General features: G+C 69.1%; 13 protein-coding genes. 8 read left to right on the forward strand and 5 right to left on the reverse strand.

All coding sequences use genetic code 11. From position 1 onward, the window contains the following. Nucleotides 1-24 precede the first annotated feature (24 nt). From tssA to VQ065_RS17490, 5 genes are read right to left on the reverse strand one after another with little or no spacing between them, the layout of a single operon-like run. Nucleotides 25-1,125, reverse strand: a complete 1,101-nt coding sequence (gene tssA / locus VQ065_RS17470; protein WP_003089482.1) for a type VI secretion system protein TssA — start codon at nucleotides 1,123-1,125, stop codon at nucleotides 25-27. Beyond that, nucleotides 1,122-4,937 carry a type VI secretion system protein gene (locus VQ065_RS17475; RefSeq protein ID WP_003089484.1) on the reverse strand — a complete coding sequence of 1,272 codons (3,816 nt, stop codon included), beginning with the start codon at nucleotides 4,935-4,937 and terminating at the stop codon, nucleotides 1,122-1,124. Before VQ065_RS17475 ends, tssA begins: the two co-directional genes overlap by 4 nt. Next, a complete protein-coding gene (locus VQ065_RS17480; RefSeq protein ID WP_003131567.1) occupies nucleotides 4,934-5,692 on the reverse strand; it encodes a DotU family type IV/VI secretion system protein in 759 nt (252 codons plus the stop codon). Before VQ065_RS17480 ends, VQ065_RS17475 begins: the two co-directional genes overlap by 4 nt. A 17-nt stretch (nucleotides 5,693-5,709) precedes the next feature. Then, nucleotides 5,710-7,041 carry a type VI secretion system baseplate subunit TssK gene (gene tssK / locus VQ065_RS17485; protein ID WP_003089486.1) on the reverse strand — a complete coding sequence of 444 codons (1,332 nt, stop codon included), beginning with the start codon at nucleotides 7,039-7,041 and terminating at the stop codon, nucleotides 5,710-5,712. Nucleotides 7,042-7,100: 59 nt separating this feature from the next. Then, a complete protein-coding gene (locus VQ065_RS17490; protein ID WP_003089492.1) occupies nucleotides 7,101-7,577 on the reverse strand; it encodes a hypothetical protein in 477 nt (158 codons plus the stop codon). A 207-nt stretch (nucleotides 7,578-7,784) separates the two neighbouring features. Here VQ065_RS17490 and tssB point away from each other — a divergent pair, with 207 nt between their 5' ends. The 8 genes from tssB to VQ065_RS17530 all read left to right on the forward strand — a co-directional run bounded on the left by tssB (nucleotide 7,785) and on the right by VQ065_RS17530 (nucleotide 16,761). Then, nucleotides 7,785-8,330 (forward strand): type VI secretion system contractile sheath small subunit, encoded by a 546-nt coding sequence (gene tssB, locus VQ065_RS17495; protein WP_003089493.1) that lies wholly within the window; start codon nucleotides 7,785-7,787, stop codon nucleotides 8,328-8,330. Between the two features lie 22 nt (nucleotides 8,331-8,352). Continuing rightward, a complete protein-coding gene (tssC, locus tag VQ065_RS17500) occupies nucleotides 8,353-9,837 on the forward strand; it encodes a type VI secretion system contractile sheath large subunit (protein ID WP_003089494.1) in 1,485 nt (494 codons plus the stop codon). A 73-nt stretch (nucleotides 9,838-9,910) separates the two neighbouring features. After that, complete coding sequence (locus tag VQ065_RS17505; RefSeq protein ID WP_003089495.1) at nucleotides 9,911-10,408, forward strand: Hcp family type VI secretion system effector; 498 nt, start codon at nucleotides 9,911-9,913, stop codon at nucleotides 10,406-10,408. A 12-nt stretch (nucleotides 10,409-10,420) separates the two neighbouring features. Further along, the gene (gene tssE, locus VQ065_RS17510) at nucleotides 10,421-10,846 is read left to right on the forward strand and encodes a type VI secretion system baseplate subunit TssE (protein WP_003089496.1); all 426 of its coding nucleotides are present in this window, start codon (nucleotides 10,421-10,423) and stop codon (nucleotides 10,844-10,846) included. Next, nucleotides 10,830-12,623 carry a type VI secretion system baseplate subunit TssF gene (gene tssF, locus VQ065_RS17515; RefSeq protein WP_003089497.1) on the forward strand — a complete coding sequence of 598 codons (1,794 nt, stop codon included), beginning with the start codon at nucleotides 10,830-10,832 and terminating at the stop codon, nucleotides 12,621-12,623. Before tssE ends, tssF begins: the two co-directional genes overlap by 17 nt. Further along, the gene (tssG, locus tag VQ065_RS17520; RefSeq protein ID WP_003089501.1) at nucleotides 12,587-13,603 is read left to right on the forward strand and encodes a type VI secretion system baseplate subunit TssG; all 1,017 of its coding nucleotides are present in this window, start codon (nucleotides 12,587-12,589) and stop codon (nucleotides 13,601-13,603) included. The genes tssF and tssG overlap by 37 nt, the downstream gene beginning before the upstream one ends. A gap of 1 nt (nucleotide 13,604) precedes the next feature. After that, nucleotides 13,605-16,154: a type VI secretion system ATPase TssH gene (gene tssH, locus VQ065_RS17525; RefSeq protein ID WP_014603835.1), complete on the forward strand. Its 2,550-nt coding sequence runs from the start codon at nucleotides 13,605-13,607 to the stop codon at nucleotides 16,152-16,154. Between the two features lie 73 nt (nucleotides 16,155-16,227). Beyond that, complete coding sequence (locus VQ065_RS17530) at nucleotides 16,228-16,761, forward strand: hypothetical protein (RefSeq protein WP_003089506.1); 534 nt, start codon at nucleotides 16,228-16,230, stop codon at nucleotides 16,759-16,761. Nucleotides 16,762-16,785 lie beyond the last annotated feature (24 nt).

The following is a 16,785-nucleotide window of genomic DNA, read 5'->3' on the forward strand; positions in this document are numbered from 1 at the left end:
GAATAAAAAATATAACCCCGCTCCTTAGGGCAGTACGCCAAGCAGCGACCAGACCCGGCGCGCCTCCGAGTCCGCATTGATCAGCTCCGCCAGCAGCTCGCTCAGCGGCTTGTTGCCCCATTCCACCGCGCGCTTGATCAGGTAGGGAACCGGGCTGTGCGGCTCGGTGCGCGCCAGGTAGTCGGCGATCAGCAGCAGTTGCCGATAGGCGTCCTCGCGACTGGTCGGCGCGCCAGCCGGCCCGCTCGGCGCGCTCGCCGGGACGCTTTCCTCGCCGTCCGCGTCGCCTTCGGCGGCGTCCGCCTCCGCGACCGGTGGCTGTTCTTCGGGCAGCGGCGCTTGCGGGTGCATGGCGATGAACTCCTTGAGCAAGGCCAGCCATTGCGCGATGACCTCGCGCAGCGGCTGGCAACTGGGGGCGAGTTCGCCCAGGCAGCGGTCGCACCACTGTTCCAGGCGTTGCAGTTGCTGCTGGCAGGCGAGCAGGCTGGCCTGCTTGCGCTGCCATTGCACCAGGGGCTCCGCGCGCAACGCTTCGTCGAGCTTCTTCTGCTGAAGTTGCGCCGCTTCCAGCGCCGCCTTGGCGCTCTTGCTGTCGCCGCTGGCGACCTGCTGGCGCTGCAACCTCTGCCAGGCATAGAGGGTGATCTCGGCGAAGGCGCCCTGCCCCATCAGCGGCAGGCGCGTGTGCAGCAGCTCGGCATAGCGGCGCAACAGCCAGTCGATGGGCGGCACCCGCCACGACTGATCGCCGTCCTGGGCTTGCGGATGCACCTCCTCGGGGTAGCGCTCGCAGAGTTCCGCCAGCAGCACCAGCGCGCGCTGCAATCCGCCCAGCCCGCCGCGTTGCAGCCAGGCCTCGCCGAGCCAGGCGGCGAGCATCAGGTCCTTGCTGCGCCGCTGCAACAGTTCGCTGGCCAACTGCTCCACCGCGGCCCAGTCGGCGCGCTTGGCCTCCGCCTGCCAGACGCCGGTCGGCAGGCTGCTGTCGTCCTCCCGGCGCAACTCGCGCAGGCGGTCGTAGTCCGGGTCGTAGCGCAGGCTGGGGCCACACGGCTGTCCGGGGTCGATCGGTTCGAGCAGCACTTCCAGGGACAGGGCGTTGCCGGAAAGAGGCAGGGTCATGGGATACCTCCGGTGCTGGCGACGGTGGCCGGCAACAGCGTCGCGAACGGCGATTGCGGCGCGCGCACCGGCAGCGGCTGGATGGACAGCGGGGTCTTGCCGCCCAGGCTCATCAACGACAGGCGGAGGAACATCCGCGCCTCGTTTTCCGGGCTGTAGGGCGCATACACCGGCAGTTGCAGGACCAGCGGAAACTCCGTGTAGTCGACGTTCGGCGGGCGCTGCCGGGAGAAGTGCGCGCGCATCATGCGTAGCAGCGCCCAGGAGCCCTGGTAGCTCCAGCCGGCCTCGAGGTCGGCCACCGCCAGGCTGGCCTGGCGCGGGTCGTCTGCCGGACGCTGCGAACCGTTCTTCGCCCAGCGCAGCATGATTTTCAGCGGATCGCCGACATTCCAGGTCAGGCCCTTGTCCTGCGCGCCGGGGAACCGGCTTTCCTGGTCGCCCGAGTACAGGCTCCAGGCGATCACCTGGTCGGCGCCGCGTTCCAGGCTGCGGTCGCTGCGCCAGTCGATGTCCAGGGCGACGCCGAGCAGGCCCGACTTGTCGCGCTCGAACAGCGGGCCGAGCCAGCCCTGCGCCTGTTCCAGGCGGCGGACGAAGTCCTCGGCGGCCGGCAGGTCCGGCGAGCGAACCTGGGCCAGCCCTTCGCGCACCTGCGGCAAGCGCGTCTCCATCAGCTTCAGCAGGTGCCGCACCCGCCCCGGCTCGGCATCGGCCGCTTCCAGGCTGTAGGCGAACGGGAAGCGTCCGGCGAGGTACTGGTTGAAGTAGTCGGCGAGGTCCTTCCAGGCCTGCGCCGCCTGCTGCTGTTGCAACGACTGGCAGCGCCCGAGCGCGCCCTGGCGCAGGTCCACCAGGCGCGTCGCCAGGTCGCTGCGGCTGGACGGCAGGAGCACGCCGTTGAGAATGTCAGCGCAACTGCCGATGTCCATCTGGTTGAAATCGTTACCCACCAGCTTCGCCAGCTGCGCCGCGGTGCTCGCCGGGTTGTCGGCCTTGAATTTCTGCAGTTCGGCGTTGAGCGCGCTGAAGCGCACGAACGCGTTGTAGTCGGCGGTGGCCAGGCTGGACTGCTGCGCCTGCAGCCACTCCAGCGCCGGGGCGTGGCGCTCGGCGACCGCGGCCATGGCATTGAACTGGCTGGTCAGGCTCTGCTTCAGCTCGGCGCTGTCCTGGGCGCGGAACGCCTGCAGGCCGAAATTCGGCGCGCCCGACCAGCGACTGAAATCGACCGGCTCGCGCAGCACCGCCTGCTCGTCGATGTCGCGCAGGGCCTGGCCGATATCGGCCACGGCCAGCGCGTTGAGGCTGGCCAGCAGGCGCGCGCCGGCCTGCATGTCCTGCAACTCCAGCAGCGCCGCCTGCAATGCCTGGACCTGCTTGACCTGCACGTCGAAGCGCGAGGCATTGCGGCTGGTCAGGCTGCGACTGCGCGGCCCGAGGCTTTGCCACATGGCCTCGGTCGTCGCGCTGGCGGCGGCGTGCAGGACCGAGTAGCGATAGCGCGGGTTGAGCGACGGCAGGGTGCTCTCGTAGTAGCCGCTGAAGTCGTTGAAGAAGCTCAACGCCTGGGTCACGCCGATGTCGTCGATGCTCAGCAGGGAGTGCTCCGCCAGCGTCTTGCCGGCCAGGGCCACCGAGACGAAGTCCTTGGTCTTCAGGTCATCGATGGCGCGTTTCAGGCCGAGCAGGTCATCGGCCAGCTTGAGCGTCGCCCCCTGCTTCACCAGCAGGCCGTCGCCGGCAGCCTCCGGAGGCGCGATCCATTCGCTGCGGAACTGCTGCTGCAACTGCACCGTGAGGTTCTGCAGTTCCTCCACGCGGTCTCCCAGCAGGCTGCTTTGCTGGGCGCTCTTGAGCAGGTTCTGGTAGCCAGGGACGAGATCCTGGCCGACGCCATTGCCCCAGATCAGGTTGATGCGGTTGACCTGCTGCTGCAGGTGGTTGATCAATTCGCCGACCCCCAGCAACTGGGCCGCCGTGGCATCTCGTTCCTGGCCGAGCTGCGCGAGTTCCTGGGTCAGGGCATTGCCGGTGCGTTCCAGGCTGTCGGTGAGAAAGTAGGCGTTCAGCCAGCGGGCCATCAGGTCATGGAAGTTATCCGCCGCCGTGGCGCCGACCCGGCCCAGGTCGAGGGCGGCGAGATCGGCCGGACGCTTGGCGAACAGCGTGCGGTTGTAATAGGCCAGGCGCGCCAGGCTGCCGGCGTTGTAGCTGCTGCCCAAGGCATCGTTACTCAGTTGCAGGAGATCGTCGAGCGGCGTCTTGCGGTTGTCGATGGCCTGGGCGAACAGGCGATTGTGGCGCTCCAGGGTAGTGGCGCGGGCGACCAGGTCCTTCGCCGCCAGGTAGTCCTTCCACTGGCTGGGGTCGTCGCCCTCCTTCAGGCCGGGCTGGCCGTCGCTGCGGATCGCCCGCAGGTCGCTCGCCTCGCCTTCCAGCAGGCTGCGCAGCGGGCGTACCAGCAGGCGCTCGGAAACGCGGCGATACGCGCTGTCGATGCGTGCGTCCAGGGAGGAAAACCAAGAACTGGGGAACGCCAGCGAGGTGAAGCGCCAGCGCGGCGCCTGTGCCACCAGTTGCCACCAGGCCTGGACGTTCTGCCGGACCTGGGCGGCGCGCCGGGTGTCGTCGTCGAGCGGCTGGTAGCGCTCGCTGGCGCCATGCAGCAGTTGCGACAGTTCGCCGGCGTCGCGCAGCGCGTCACGCCAGACCCAGGTCATCAGGCCGCCCCAGAGCAGGCACAGGCACAGCGCAGCGAGGCCGATACCGCGCTGCCAGCGCTGGCGCAGCTGGAGGATGCGCGGCACCGCCTGGGCCAGGCCTTCCTCGGCAAGGATCCGCCGTGCCCACAGTTGGCTGGCGAAGCTGCTGCGCCGACGCGGCGCGTCGACCGCCGGCAGGGCTTCGTCGCTTGCCGCCCCCGCCGCCTCGCTGCCGCTCAGGTAGAGACCGCGAAAGCGCGGCGCCTCACCCCTGGCGTTACCCTGGAAGACCGGTTCGAGCAGCGCCTGCAACGAACCGCGGAGGCTTTCCAGGCGTGGCGGCAGGCAATACAGGTCGTTGTTCACCTGGCCGCGCAAGGTACCGAGTTCGACGATCGACTCGGTCAGGGTGGCGGTGATTTCCTCCAGCGCCTGCTCGCACCAGCGCGACTGCCAGGCCGCTTCGGCGGCGAACGGCGAGGACCAGCCGAGGGCGCGCTCGCGCGCCTCCTCGGGCAGCGCCGCGAGAAGCTCCTGGAAACCCGGCAGGTCTTCCAGGCCAGTGATCACCACGTAAACCGGCAGGCTCAGGCCAAGGCGCTGGGTCAGTTCCACGTAGCGACGACGGGCGGCGAGGCCGAGGTTGGCCGCCTGCTCGCCATCCTGCAGCCGCGCCAGCGGAATGTTCCAGACCACTCCGTCCAGCGCGCGCCTGCCGCGCAGGCGCAGGAACAGACGCAACAGGCGCAGCCAGGCGCCGCTTTGCCGGCGCAGGCCCTCGTCGGGCAGGAACACCGACTCGGGCACCAGCAGGATCGCCCCCTCGCCGTCCGACCACCAGCGGCCGAACCAGGCCGGACGCGCCACCGGCAGCAGGCGCCAGGTGGCGCACAACTGCTCGCCCTCGGTCTCGTTGCCTAGCATCAGCAGCCACGGCGCTTCGTAGCGGCCCTGCCAGCCCTGCTCGCGCTCCATCTGCCGGACCGCCGCGTAGAAGCTGCGGATCTCCGTACCGCCCCGGGTCCGCCACCACCAGCCCAGCGCCCCCAGCAGCAGCGCCAGCAGCACCAGGAGGAGAACCAGCATGAACAGCGTCGCGCCGCTCATGGCGCCTGCTCCGCATCGGCCAGGTGGGTCACCGCCGCCATTTCATGCTGGATGTCGCGCCAGAACAGGTGCCCGATGCCGCTCATCAGCAGCACCAGGCCGAGCACCGCCAGGCCCAGGCGGAAACCGTCCGGCAGCGCCGCGCGCACCGGCAGGCGCCGTGGCGGCGCGGCGGCAGGCTGCTCAAGGCGACGGCCGAGGTCGGCGGCGTCCGCCTCGCGCTGCCAGGCGAAGGCGAACAGCGCCTGCCGCCACTTCTCGTGCAGCGCCTCGCCGCGCGGCCCGCGCAGGCGACCGCGGAAGCCGAGGATCAGGCATTGCAGGTAGACGTTGGCCAGGTCGCGACTGGCCGGGGCGCGTTCGTCGAGCAGGCGCTTGATCGCCAGCGGCAGGTATTCGCCCGCCTGGCGACTGCCGTAGAGATGCGACTCCAGCGGTTTTTCCTGCCAGGCGCCCTGCCCCGGCCAGGCGCTGAAGACCAGGGTCTCGTCGACCAGGGCGACGAAGGCATAGACCATCGCCTTGACCTGCACGCCCGCCGCGTCGCCGACGCTGGCGAAGGCGCTGCGCCACAGACGCCGGGTAATGCGGGTGGACAGTTCGAGGGCGCGCTCGACCATCCGTGGCACATCCTGGGCGTCGCGGTCGAGGGCGCCCCAGGCCTCCAGCCATTCCTGCCAGGCCTGGCGGAATGCCGTGCTGAGCGGCTGCTCCTGGTACGCCTGGGAAAAAGGCCCTGCACTCCCTTCGGGCATTGGCGGCTCCTTCCTGTCTAGGTGTTGTCGCTGCCGTCGGCGACGAACAGCACGATCTGCCAGGGACTGCTGGCAACCCCGCAGACCGGCGCGACGATGCGCAGCGGCTGGCCGGCATCGAACCAGTCGCCGGCGCCCTGCACGACGAACAAACGGGTGTCGTCGCCGACGCTGTAGGCCACCTGTTCCTGGCGATTCATCGGCTGCCGCGCCAGCCCGCTCATGCGCTGCCGGGCGAGCAACGGCAGGTGCGGATCGGAGGCGACGATGGCGCGCTCCAGCCAGTCAGCCGCCGCTTGTTCGCCGGCGCCGGCGGGCATCCGCAGGCCGACCACCAGGCGCTGGCGCGGCGCCGGATCGGGCAGGCGCACGGAAAACACCTGTTCCTCCTGCTCGAACGGCAGGCAGCGGTAGCCCGCGCGGATCGACTCGATGGCGCGCTCCAGCCAGTCCAGCAGCGGCTCGTAGCCACGCCGCAGGTCGAGGAAGTCGAGCGCTTCGAAGGCCGGCACGCCGGCCAGCGGATCGAGCGCCGCCCAGGCCCCGGCCAGGCCCAGCAGGCTGCCGTGCAGGGCCAGCGGCGAGGCCGCGCGGCTTGCCAGCAGGCCTTCCACCTCCGGCAGGCGGGTCCAGAGCGCGGCGAGCTGGCGACGGACTTCCACGGCGTCGTCCTGGTTACCCGCCTGCTGCGCCAGGCGCAGGCGCCCGCCGAGGAACAGCGCCTTCTCCCGGGCCCGCGCGCAGAGCGACTGCACGCGCCTGCCCAGGGGCGACTCCGGCAGCACCAATGGCGTCGGCGGGACGTAGGGCAGGCTGACATAGGCGCCGCCCTCCTTCGCCACGCGCAGCAACGGCAGGCACACGGAGTCGGCCTTGCCGTCGTCGCCGACCAGCCGCAGCGACGCTCGCCAGACGGTGATCGGCTCGGGGTGCTCGCCGCTGGCCAGGTCCGGCAGCGGCGCGCCGACCCGCGATTGCAGACGGCCCTTCAGCGGCAGCAACTGACCCGCCCGCCACAGCGGACTGACCGCCAGGTGGACGTTCAGCAGCGGCCCTTCGGCGGCCGCCAGCGCAGTCTCCAGGTCGAACTCCAGCGGTGCGTCGACACCAGCCTGCACGCTCACCGGCAGGCCGTCGGGCAGGATCGCTTCGAGGTGCAGGACCCGCACCTGGCCGGCGCACAACGCCGAGGGGTCCAGTTCCAGGGCGGTCACGCCCCAGAACCAAGGGTTGCAGGCCTGTCCGGTGCGCGCCGCCAGCGCCTCGGCACGCAATCCCTGCAACTGGAAATGCTGGGGAAGCAGTTGCATCCCTTCGTGCCAGCACACCGCGTCAGGCAGAACACTCATACGACTCCCCTTCGACGTCCTACGTTGTCGTGCACGACGGTCGCTCGCCTGCCCCTTCGCTAGGGCGCGGCGGGATCGTTGACCAGTCGCATTTCCCGGGTATCCAGACGCAGCCAGACGCGCTGCTGCTGGTCGAGGCGCAAGCGGTGCGCGCCGGGTGTGTTATAGCCGGCAAAGACCAAAAGTCCAGTTGCGCGGTCGCCGCGCAAGGGGAAGGACTCCGACTCGATGAACTGCCCTGGGACCAGCTCCAGGCTCCATACCGCGAACTGCTGCCGGTAGTCGCGACGGTACTGCTCGCGATTGGCGAACCACTGGCTGGCCGGCAGTCCGGCCAGTTCCTTGAACAGCTCCGCATCCTTCACCGCGACGAAGTCCACGGCGATCGGCGAGTCGTCGTTGGCGCGCGCGGCGACATCCAGGGTCAGCCGCTGCAACTCGACCCGCGGCGCGAAGAAATACGAGCAGCCGGCCAGCGCCAGGATCGCCAGCGCCAGGGAGAATTTCCGACATATGGTGAAACATCCGTGCTTCATGGGAGTCCAACGAAAATTTTATTTTGCAAATCCATAGACCTGTTCTAGCGTCTTTTGTAGTTCGTCGCCAGTGACGGACCAGAGGGATCGCCAAGGACAGGTTCTGCGCCGTTTTCCCTGTCATGCCTGTGATCCAGCAAGGGACTGCGATGATCAGGGCATCCCCCGATGCATTGCGCCCCCACCATTGCATCGGAGTCAGCCGCCATGGCCGAGAGTACGCAGCACAAGCTGGACCGGGTGCGCCCGCCGCGCGTGCAGATCACCTACGACGTCGAGATCGGCAACGCCATCGAGAAGAAGGAGCTGCCCCTGGTGGTCGGCATCCTCGCCGACCTCTCCGGCAAGCCGGATACCCCGCCGGCGAAGCTGGTCGAACGGCGTTTCGTCGACATCGACCGCGACAACTTCAACGAGATCCTCTCCTCCATCTCTCCCCGCGCCACCCTGCAGGTCGACAACACCATCAGCGGCGACGACAGCAAGCTGAACGTCGAGCTGCGCTTCAACCACATAGAGGACTTCGACCCGGTCAACCTGGTGAAGCAGGTGGTCCCGTTGCGTCGCCTGTTCGAGGCGCGCCAGCGCCTGCGCGACCTGCTGACCAAGCTCGACGGCAACGACGACCTCGACCAGCTGCTGCAGGACGTGGTGGCCAACACCGAAGGCCTGCAGGAAATCAAAGCGGCCCGCCCGGAAGCCGAAGCGGCCCCGGCCGGTGACAGCGAACCCCCGGCCGACCAGCCGGCCTGACCCTCTTCCCGGAGAAGCCGCCATGCCCAAGTCATCCGCCGCCGAACAATCCGGCGAGAGTTCGACCCAGACCCTGTCCCTGCTCGACGAGATCATTGCCAAGGGCCGCATGGCCCACGACGACAGCCAGCAGGACTACGCCCGCGACATGCTCGCGGAATTCGCCACCCAGGTCCTCGACGAGGGCATGGCCGTCGACAAGGACACCGTGGCGATGATCAACGACCGCATCAGCCAGATCGATGCGCTGATCAGCGACCAGCTCAACCAGATCATCCACCACCCCGAGTTGCAGAAGCTGGAAGCCTCCTGGCGTGGCCTGCACCAACTGGTGAGCAACACCGAGACCAGCGCGCGGCTCAAGCTGCGCCTGCTGAACGTCGGCAAGAACGAACTGCAGAACGATCTGGAGAAGGCGGTCGAGTTCGACCAGAGCGCACTGTTCAAGAAGATCTACGAAGAGGAATACGGCACCTTCGGCGGACACCCCTTCAGCCTGCTGATCGGCGACTTCACCTTCGGCCGCCATCCGCAGGACATCGGCCTGCTGGAGAAGCTGTCGAACGTCGCCGCGGCTGCCCACGCGCCGTTCATCGCCGCCGCCAGCCCACGCCTGTTCGACATGAACAGCTTCACCGAACTGGCCGTGCCGCGCGACCTGACCAAGATCTTCGAGAGCCTGGAGCTGATCAAGTGGCGCGCCTTCCGCGAGAGCGAGGATTCGCGCTACGTGTCCCTGGTGCTGCCGAACTTCCTCCTGCGCCTGCCCTACGGCCCGGAGACGCGACCGGTGGAAGGCATGAACTATGTCGAGGACGTCAACGGCACCGACCACTCCAAGTACCTCTGGGGCAACGCCGCCTGGGTCCTGGCGCAGCGCATCACCGAGGCCTTCGCCAAGTACGGCTGGTGCGCGGCGATCCGCGGCGCGGAAGGCGGCGGCGCGGTCGAGGGCCTGCCGGCACACACGTTCCGCACCAGCTCCGGCGACCTGTCGCTGAAGTGCCCGACCGAGGTGGCGATCACCGACCGCCGCGAGAAGGAACTCAACGATCTCGGCTTCATTTCCCTGTGCCACAAGAAGAACAGCGACGTGGCGGTGTTCTTCGGCGGCCAGACCACCAACAAGGCCAGGCTCTACAACACCAACGAGGCCAACGCCAACGCGCGCCTGTCGGCGATGCTGCCGTACGTGCTGGCGGCATCGCGCTTCGCCCACTACCTGAAGGTGATCATGCGCGACAAGGTCGGCAGCTTCATGACCCGCGACAACGTGCAGACCTACCTGAACAACTGGATCGCCGACTACGTGCTGATCAACGACAACGCACCGCAGGAAATCAAGGCGCAGTACCCGCTGCGCGAGGCGCGGGTGGATGTCAGCGAGGTGGCCGGCAAACCGGGGGCCTACCGCGCCACGGTGTTCCTCCGGCCGCACTTCCAGCTCGAGGAACTCAGCGCGTCGATCCGCCTGGTCGCCAACCTGCCGCCGCCGGTAGCGGCGTGAGTCCGCCCCCGCCGGCAGCGCCGGCGGGGCGCCCTTCCCGTTCCAGACAGCCCCTCTCCAGGAGTCAGATGCGATGGATGCGATCATTCTCGATTTCGGCAGCGACATCAAAGGCGACAGCCTGCTCGTCGGCTACGAAAACAAGATCGAAATCATGTCCTACAGCCACAACGTGGCGATGCAGGTCACCAACGACGTCAGCAACTCGGAGCGCACCTCCGGCAAACCCCACGTCGGCGAATTCACCCTCACCAAGTTCATCGACACCTCGACCCCGACCCTCAACGAATACTGCTGCGCCGGCAAGCCGATCGCCGAGGCGACCATCACCATCGGCCGCAACGCCGCCGAGGGCAACGGGCAGATCATGCCCTTCATCGTCTACACCCTGAACAACGTGGTGCTCTCCAACGTCAGCGTCAGCGGCGGCGCCGGCGGCAAGCCGGTGGAGACCCTGTCGCTGAACTTCACCAAGATCAAGTGGGAGCTGACCGCGCAGAAGGACGACGGCACCAAGGAAGGCACGGCCGCCTCGACCTGGGACCTGGCCGCCAACCAGTTGGTCAAGTGACCGGGCGCCGACATGTCCGGAGCCCTGCCGCCGCTGTTCGAGCGCCTCAGCGCCGAGGCCGACGAACGTCCCGCGTTCGACGACCGGGCGCTGGCCGAGTCGGTCCGCGGCGAGCTGCTGCGCCTGCTCAACACACGGCGCCCGGCGCATGCGCGCAGCGGCATCCTCGCCTACGGGCTCGCCGACTGGACCGCCGTGCAACGCCTGCGCGCCGAGGACCGGCGCCAGCTGGCACGCGAGGTGCGGGCGGCGGTCGAGCATTTCGAGCCGCGCCTGCAACTGGCCGAGGTCGAGGTCGAACCTGACCCGGGCAATCCGCAGCGCCTGCGTATCCAGCTCGGTGGCCGCCTGCGCAGCGGGTCGCGCCTGATGCCTGCGCTATTCGTCATCGAACAGGGCAACGATGGCCTCGAGGTGCGCCATGAGCGATTCGATTGATGCCGACCTGCTCGACTACTACCAGCGCGAGCTGACCTGGCTGCGGCATGCCGGCGGCGCCTTCGCCGAGCGCTATCCGAAGGTCGCCCGGCGCCTGCAACTGGCCCCCGGCGAATGCCCCGACCCGCACGTCGAGCGTCTGCTGGAAGGCTTCTCGCTGCTCACCGCGCGCCTGCAACGGCGCCTCGACGACGACTACGCAGAGTTCAGCGACGCCCTCCTCGAACAGCTCTACCCCCTGGCGCTGCGCCCGCTGCCGTCCTGCGCGATCGTCCAGTTCGAACCGGACCCGACCCAGGGCAACCTCGCCGAGGGCTACCGGCTGCCGCGCGACACCGCGCTGTTCGTCACCACCCGCGGCGGCGACAGCGTGCATTTCCGCAGCAGCGCCGAGGCGACTTTGTGGCCGCTGGCGATCGACGAGGCGACCCTGCTCGGCGGCGAGGAGGCGCAAGCCCTGACCGGAGTCGGCGCCGCCCGCTCGGCGTTGCGCCTGAGCCTGCGCTGCCTGGGCGAGTACCGCTGGGACGAACTGTCGATCGAGCGCCTGCGCATCCACCTGGCGGCTTCGCCGATGGGCTGCGCGATCCTCTACGACCTGCTCGCCGCGCATGCCGTGCAGGTCATGGCGGGGGCGCCCGGCACGCCGCCGGCGGCGCTCCGCGGACTGCCGGAGATCGTCGGCTTCGCCGCCGACGAGGCGCTGCTGCCGGAGGAAGACGGCGGACATCCGGGCCTGCGCCTGCTCGCCGAGTACTTCGCCTTCCCCGACAAGTTCCACTTCTTCGACCTGCCGCTGTCCGGCGCGCTCGCCGACGGACAGACGCTCTACCTGTACCTGGTCTTCGATCGCGCACCGACGGCACGCCTGCATTTGCAGGCGGAAGACTTCCAGCTCGGCTGCGCGCCGGCGATCAACCTCTTTCCGCGGACCTCGGAGCCGCTGCGCCCGGACGGCACCCGCAGCGAGTACCGCCTGGTCGCCGACAGTCACCGCGAGAACAGCGTGGAAATCCATAGCATCCGCGCCGTGCGCTCGGTTGCCGGGAGCACCGTGCAGCCAGTCCCGGCCTACTATGGCTGCCGCCACGACAGCCACCTCGGCACGCTCTACTGGCACGCCCGGCGCATCGCCGGGCTGACCCCGAACCGGCTGGGCAGCGACCTGCTGCTGAGCCTGGTGGATACCGGCTTCGACCCGTTGCGCGAGGCCCCGGCCTTCAGCCTGACCGCCGAGCTGCTATGCACCAATCGCTATCTGGCCGAGCGCCTGGGTGCCGGCACCGCGCTGGGCTTCGAACGGCCCGGGCCGGTCGCCGCCGCACGCCTGCGCAACGCGCCCAGCGCGCAGAGCCAGCCGCGCCTGGACGGCCAGTCGCGCTGGAGACTGGTCTCGCAGCTGACCCTCAACCACCTCTCGCTGGTGGAAGGTCCGCGCGCCCTCGAAGCCTTGCGGGAAATCCTCGCCCTGCACAACCTGCGCGACGACGCCAGCGCCCGCCGGCAGATAGAAGGCCTGCGGCAACTCGACTGCCAGCGGGTGGTGGCGCACGTCGGCGAGGATGCCTGGCGCGGCTGGCGCAATGGCCTGGAAATCCGCCTGCGACTCGATCCGCAACACTTCGTCGGCGCCAGCGGCGTGCTGTTCTCCGCCGTGCTGGCGCAGTTCTTCTCGCTGTATGCCACCGCCAACCGCTTCGTGCGCACGGTCCTGGTGGAAGCCGACAAGGAGGTGAAGACATGGCAACCCCAGGCCGGCTCGCCGCTCTCCCTCTGAGTCAGCGGCTGCGCCGCACGCCGCAGCGCTTCGAACTGTTGCAGGCGCTGCTGCTGCTCGAACGCGAGCGTCCCCAGGCGTTGCCGCTGGGCACCGGCAACGCGCCGCGGGCGGAGGCCCTGCGCCTGCGCGGGCCGCTGCTGCCGCTGTTCGCCTCGAGCGAGGTGGAAAGCCTGCTCGACGACCCGCAGCAACCGGTGCTGTCCACCCCGGTGTTCGGCCTCGGCGGCCCCGACGGCCCGTTGCCCTATGCCTACCAGGAATGGCTGCAACAGCGTGCCCGGCAGAAGGACCATGCCCCCGCCGAGTTCCTCGACCTGTTCCAGCACCGCCTGCTCAGCCTGCTCTACCGGGTACTGCGCAAGCATCGCGTGGCGCTCGGTTTCGCGGTGCCGGCGGCGACCCCGGTGCAGGCGCAGCTACGCGCCCTCAGCGGCCTGTTGCCGAAAGCCCTGCAAGAGCGCCTGGCGCTGCCGGACAGCGCGGTGCTGGCACGCACCGCGCTGTTCGCCGGCGGGCGTCGCTCCCTGGCCGGCTTCGCCGGCCTGGTGCGCCAGCACTTCGGCGTGGAGGCACGGCTGGACGCCTACCAGGGCGCCTGGAAGGAAATCCCCGCGGCCAGCCGCAGCCGGCTGCAACGCGGCGGACGCAACCTGCGCCTGGGTCGCGACGCCATAGCCGGCACGCGCACCTGGGACGAGCACGCCGGCATCGCCCTCAGTCTCGGTCCGCTGGATGCCCGCGAAGCCGCCCGCTTCTTCCCCGACGGCGACGCCCATGGCCAGTTGGCCAGCCTCGCCGCGCTGTACTTCGGCCCCGACCTGGATTGTCGCCTGAGCCTGCTGGTGAGCGGCGGCGCGCCGCTGCGCCTGGAGCGCGGTGCACCGCCCAGGCTGAGCTGGAACACCGGCCTGCAGCGCGTCGAAGACGGCCAGCGGCAGCGCATCGATCTTGACCTGCGGCAGCCGGAGGTAGCCTGAAATGGAACTCGCCGCCCTGATCGGCCGCCTCAACCCGGACTGTCGCCGCGCCCTGGAGCACGCCGCGCAACGCTGCCTGCAACGCACCCATCATTACGTAGAGATCGAGCACCTGCTGCTGGAGCTGCTGGACATCGACGGCGGCGACTTCGCCTGCCTGCTGCCGCGCTTCGGCCTGGAGCGCGACGCCCTGGTCGCCGAGATCAACCTGTCGCTGGAGCTGTTCAAGGCCGGCAATACCCGCACTCCGGCGCTGTCCGCGCACACCATCGGCCTGCTCGAGGACGCCGTGGTCCACGCCAGCGTGCTCGGCCAGGCGCAGATCCGTTCCGGCCTGCTGCTGCTCGCCCTGCTCGACCGCGAGGAGCGCCGCGCCCTGCTGCTGAACAGCGCGTCGTCGCTACTGCGGATTCCCCACGAGGCCTTGCAGGCCAACCTGCTGGAGTGGATCCAGGCCTCCCGCGAACAGCCGGCCGCGCCGAACCGCCCGGCGGCAGGCGGCGACAAGCCGGAAAGCGCCCCGGACCCGCTGCTCGACCAGTACACCCAGGACCTCACCGCCGAAGCCCGCGCCGGGCGCATCGACCCCATCGTCGGGCGCGACGGGGAGATCCGCCAGTGCGTCGACATCCTCCTGCGCCGGCGGCAGAACAACCCGATCCTGGTCGGCGCGCCGGGCGTCGGCAAGACCGCGGTGGTCGAGGGCCTGGCCCTGCGCATCGCCGCCGGCGAGGTGCCGCCGTCGTTGCAGGAGGTGATCCTGCGGGTGCTCGATCTCGGCCTGTTGCAGGCCGGCGCCAGCATGAAGGGCGAGTTCGAGCAGCGCCTCAAGGGCGTGATCGACGCCGTGCGCAACAGCGCGCAGCCGATCATCCTGTTCATCGACGAGGCGCACACGCTGATCGGCGCCGGCGGCGCGGAAGGCGGCAGCGACGCCGCCAACCTGCTCAAGCCGGCCCTGGCGCGCGGCGAGTTGCGCACCCTGGCGGCCACCACCTGGCTGGAATACAAGAAATACTTCGAGAAGGACCCGGCGCTGACCCGGCGCTTCCAACTGGTCCAGGTCGAGGAGCCGGACGAGGCCACCGCCGTGGAGATGCTGCGCGGCATCGCCGGCAAGCTGGAACTGCATCACGGCGTGCAGATCATGGACGCGGCCATCGTCGATGCGGTGAAGCTGTCGCACCGCTACATCTCCGGCCGCCAGTTACCGGACAAGGCGATCAGCGTGCTCGACACCGCCTGCGCGCGGGTCGCCCTCGGCCAGCACGACGTGCCGCCGCCGCTGGAAAGCCTGCGCCACCGCGAGCAGGCGCTGGAAGAGGAATTGCAGCGGCTGCGCCGGGAACAGGCCACCGGCCTCGACCACAGCGCGCGTATCACCGCCCTGGAAAGCGAGTCGGGCGATAACCGCCGGACCATCCGCGAGCTGGAGACCCGCTGGGACGAGGAACGCGAAGCGGTGCGCGAACTGCTCGACACCCGCCGCGAATTGCTGGCCCTCAGCGAAAGCGCCGACGCGGCCAAGCCCGACGAGGAACTGGACGGTCGCATCGACCACCTGGCCGCCGAACTGGCGCGCCTGGCGGCCGGCCTCGAAGCCATCCGCCAGGACGACCCGCTGGTTCCCGAGCAGGTGGACTCGCGTACCGTGGCCGCGGTGATCGCCGGCTGGACCGGCATCCCGGTGGGCAAGATGCTCGCCGACGAAGCCCACGCCATCCGTTCCCTGGCGCAACGAATGGGCCAGCGGGTGATGGGCCAGGAGGCCGCCCTGGGCGCCATCGCCCAGCGCATCCAGGCCTATCGCGCCGGACTCAGCGACCCGGCCAAGCCGGTCGGCGTATTCCTCCTGCCCGGCCCCACCGGCGTGGGCAAGACCGAGACCGCCTACGCCCTGGCCGACGCCCTCTACGGCGGCGAACGCAACCTGATCAGCATCAACCTCTCCGAGTACCAGGAGGCCCACACCGTCAGCCAGCTCAAGGGCGCCCCGCCCGGCTACGTCGGCTACGGCAGCGGCGGCGTGCTCACCGAAGCGGTGCGCCGCAAGCCCTATTCGGTGGTGCTGCTGGACGAGATCGAGAAAGCCCATCCGGACGTGCTGGAAGCCTTCTACAACGTGTTCGACAAGGGTGTGATGGAAGACGGCACCGGCCTGGTGGTGGACTTCAGGAACACCGTGATCCTCGCCACCAGCAACGTCGGCGCCGAACTGCTGCTGGACAGCCCGGCCGAACAGGTCGCCACCCCGGCCTTCGACGAGCGCCTGCGCAAAGTCTTGCTGCAAACCTTCCGCCCGGCGTTCCTCGCGCGCATGACCGTGGTGCCTTACCGGCCGCTGGAGGAAGCCACCCTGGAAGGCATCGTCGTGGCCAAGCTGGAAAAACTGCGGGAACGCTACAAGGCCGCTACCGGCAAACAGTTCGACTTCGACCCGGCCATCGTCAAGGCCGTGCTCGCCAAGTGCAGCGCGGCGGGCGCGCGGGATATCGAGAACGTGCTGATGGCGCAGGTGACGGGGAAGTTGGCGGAGTGGGTACTCGAATGAGCGTCCCGAGGCATCGCGGCATCCGCCCGTTTCCGATGGAGAACGTATCGGCTAGAGAACAGCGGACGAATTCATGAACTGGAACGATCTTTGCGGAATAAACACGGTAGCCGGAAAAGCCATAGACATCCCGACCCTGGTCGGTCCCGGCGTCGACCACGACCGACGTGGAAGGACCGGAATGCCCAACGGCGCGACGCTGACCGCCATGATGAACGCTGCCGACGCCCTACGTCTGACCGAGGCCCCGAGGACCAGGCGCGGTGGTGTGTCCGACGGTATTTCCTTCCACATCGCCCAATACGTGCCCGGTGGCGCGTCTCTGACCATCACCAGCCAGTTCGTCGGTCAGAAAGCCGGCTCCGCCGTGTGCTACGAGAACACACTGTTCAACGATGCCCTGGTCGGTCGCATCAACGCCATCGTTGGCAACATCATCGTGCGCCAGAGCGTCGCACCCTGTACGCGCTGCCGCGCCGGCTACCGCCAGCTCGCCCAGAACGGACCACATACTATCGTCGTCTCCAGCGATGACGGCTACGACGGCGCCCCCGACAACACCATCTTCCTCTTCGCACCCACCGGGCTGGTGTTCTACCGACGCTGAACGCCCGCCGAACTGCCCCACCTT

Origin of the sequence: Pseudomonas sp. KBN10P06128 (genome assembly GCF_037574945.1) — a bacterium.
In the GTDB taxonomy this organism is placed as follows: Bacteria; Pseudomonadota; Gammaproteobacteria; order Pseudomonadales; family Pseudomonadaceae; genus Pseudomonas; species Pseudomonas aeruginosa.

Excerpts from the sequence above, each read along its gene's own strand:
- VQ065_RS17490 (WP_003089492.1), bottom strand. The coding sequence starts at position 7,577 with ATGAAGCACGGATGTTTCACCATATGTCGGAAATTCTCCCTGGCGCTG.
- tssH (WP_014603835.1), top strand. The coding sequence starts at position 13,605 with ATGGAACTCGCCGCCCTGATCGGCCGCCTCAACCCGGACTGTCGCCGC.
- tssE (WP_003089496.1), top strand. The coding sequence starts at position 10,421 with ATGTCCGGAGCCCTGCCGCCGCTGTTCGAGCGCCTCAGCGCCGAGGCC.
- tssF (WP_003089497.1), top strand. The coding sequence starts at position 10,830 with ATGAGCGATTCGATTGATGCCGACCTGCTCGACTACTACCAGCGCGAG.
- VQ065_RS17530 (WP_003089506.1), top strand. The coding sequence starts at position 16,228 with ATGAACTGGAACGATCTTTGCGGAATAAACACGGTAGCCGGAAAAGCC.
- tssB (WP_003089493.1), top strand. The coding sequence starts at position 7,785 with ATGGCCGAGAGTACGCAGCACAAGCTGGACCGGGTGCGCCCGCCGCGC.
- VQ065_RS17475 (WP_003089484.1), bottom strand. The coding sequence starts at position 4,937 with ATGAGCGGCGCGACGCTGTTCATGCTGGTTCTCCTCCTGGTGCTGCTG.
- tssC (WP_003089494.1), top strand. The coding sequence starts at position 8,353 with ATGCCCAAGTCATCCGCCGCCGAACAATCCGGCGAGAGTTCGACCCAG.
- tssG (WP_003089501.1), top strand. The coding sequence starts at position 12,587 with ATGGCAACCCCAGGCCGGCTCGCCGCTCTCCCTCTGAGTCAGCGGCTG.
- VQ065_RS17505 (WP_003089495.1), top strand. The coding sequence starts at position 9,911 with ATGGATGCGATCATTCTCGATTTCGGCAGCGACATCAAAGGCGACAGC.
- tssK (WP_003089486.1), bottom strand. The coding sequence starts at position 7,041 with ATGAGTGTTCTGCCTGACGCGGTGTGCTGGCACGAAGGGATGCAACTG.
- VQ065_RS17480 (WP_003131567.1), bottom strand. The coding sequence starts at position 5,692 with ATGCCCGAAGGGAGTGCAGGGCCTTTTTCCCAGGCGTACCAGGAGCAG.
- tssA (WP_003089482.1), bottom strand. The coding sequence starts at position 1,125 with ATGACCCTGCCTCTTTCCGGCAACGCCCTGTCCCTGGAAGTGCTGCTC.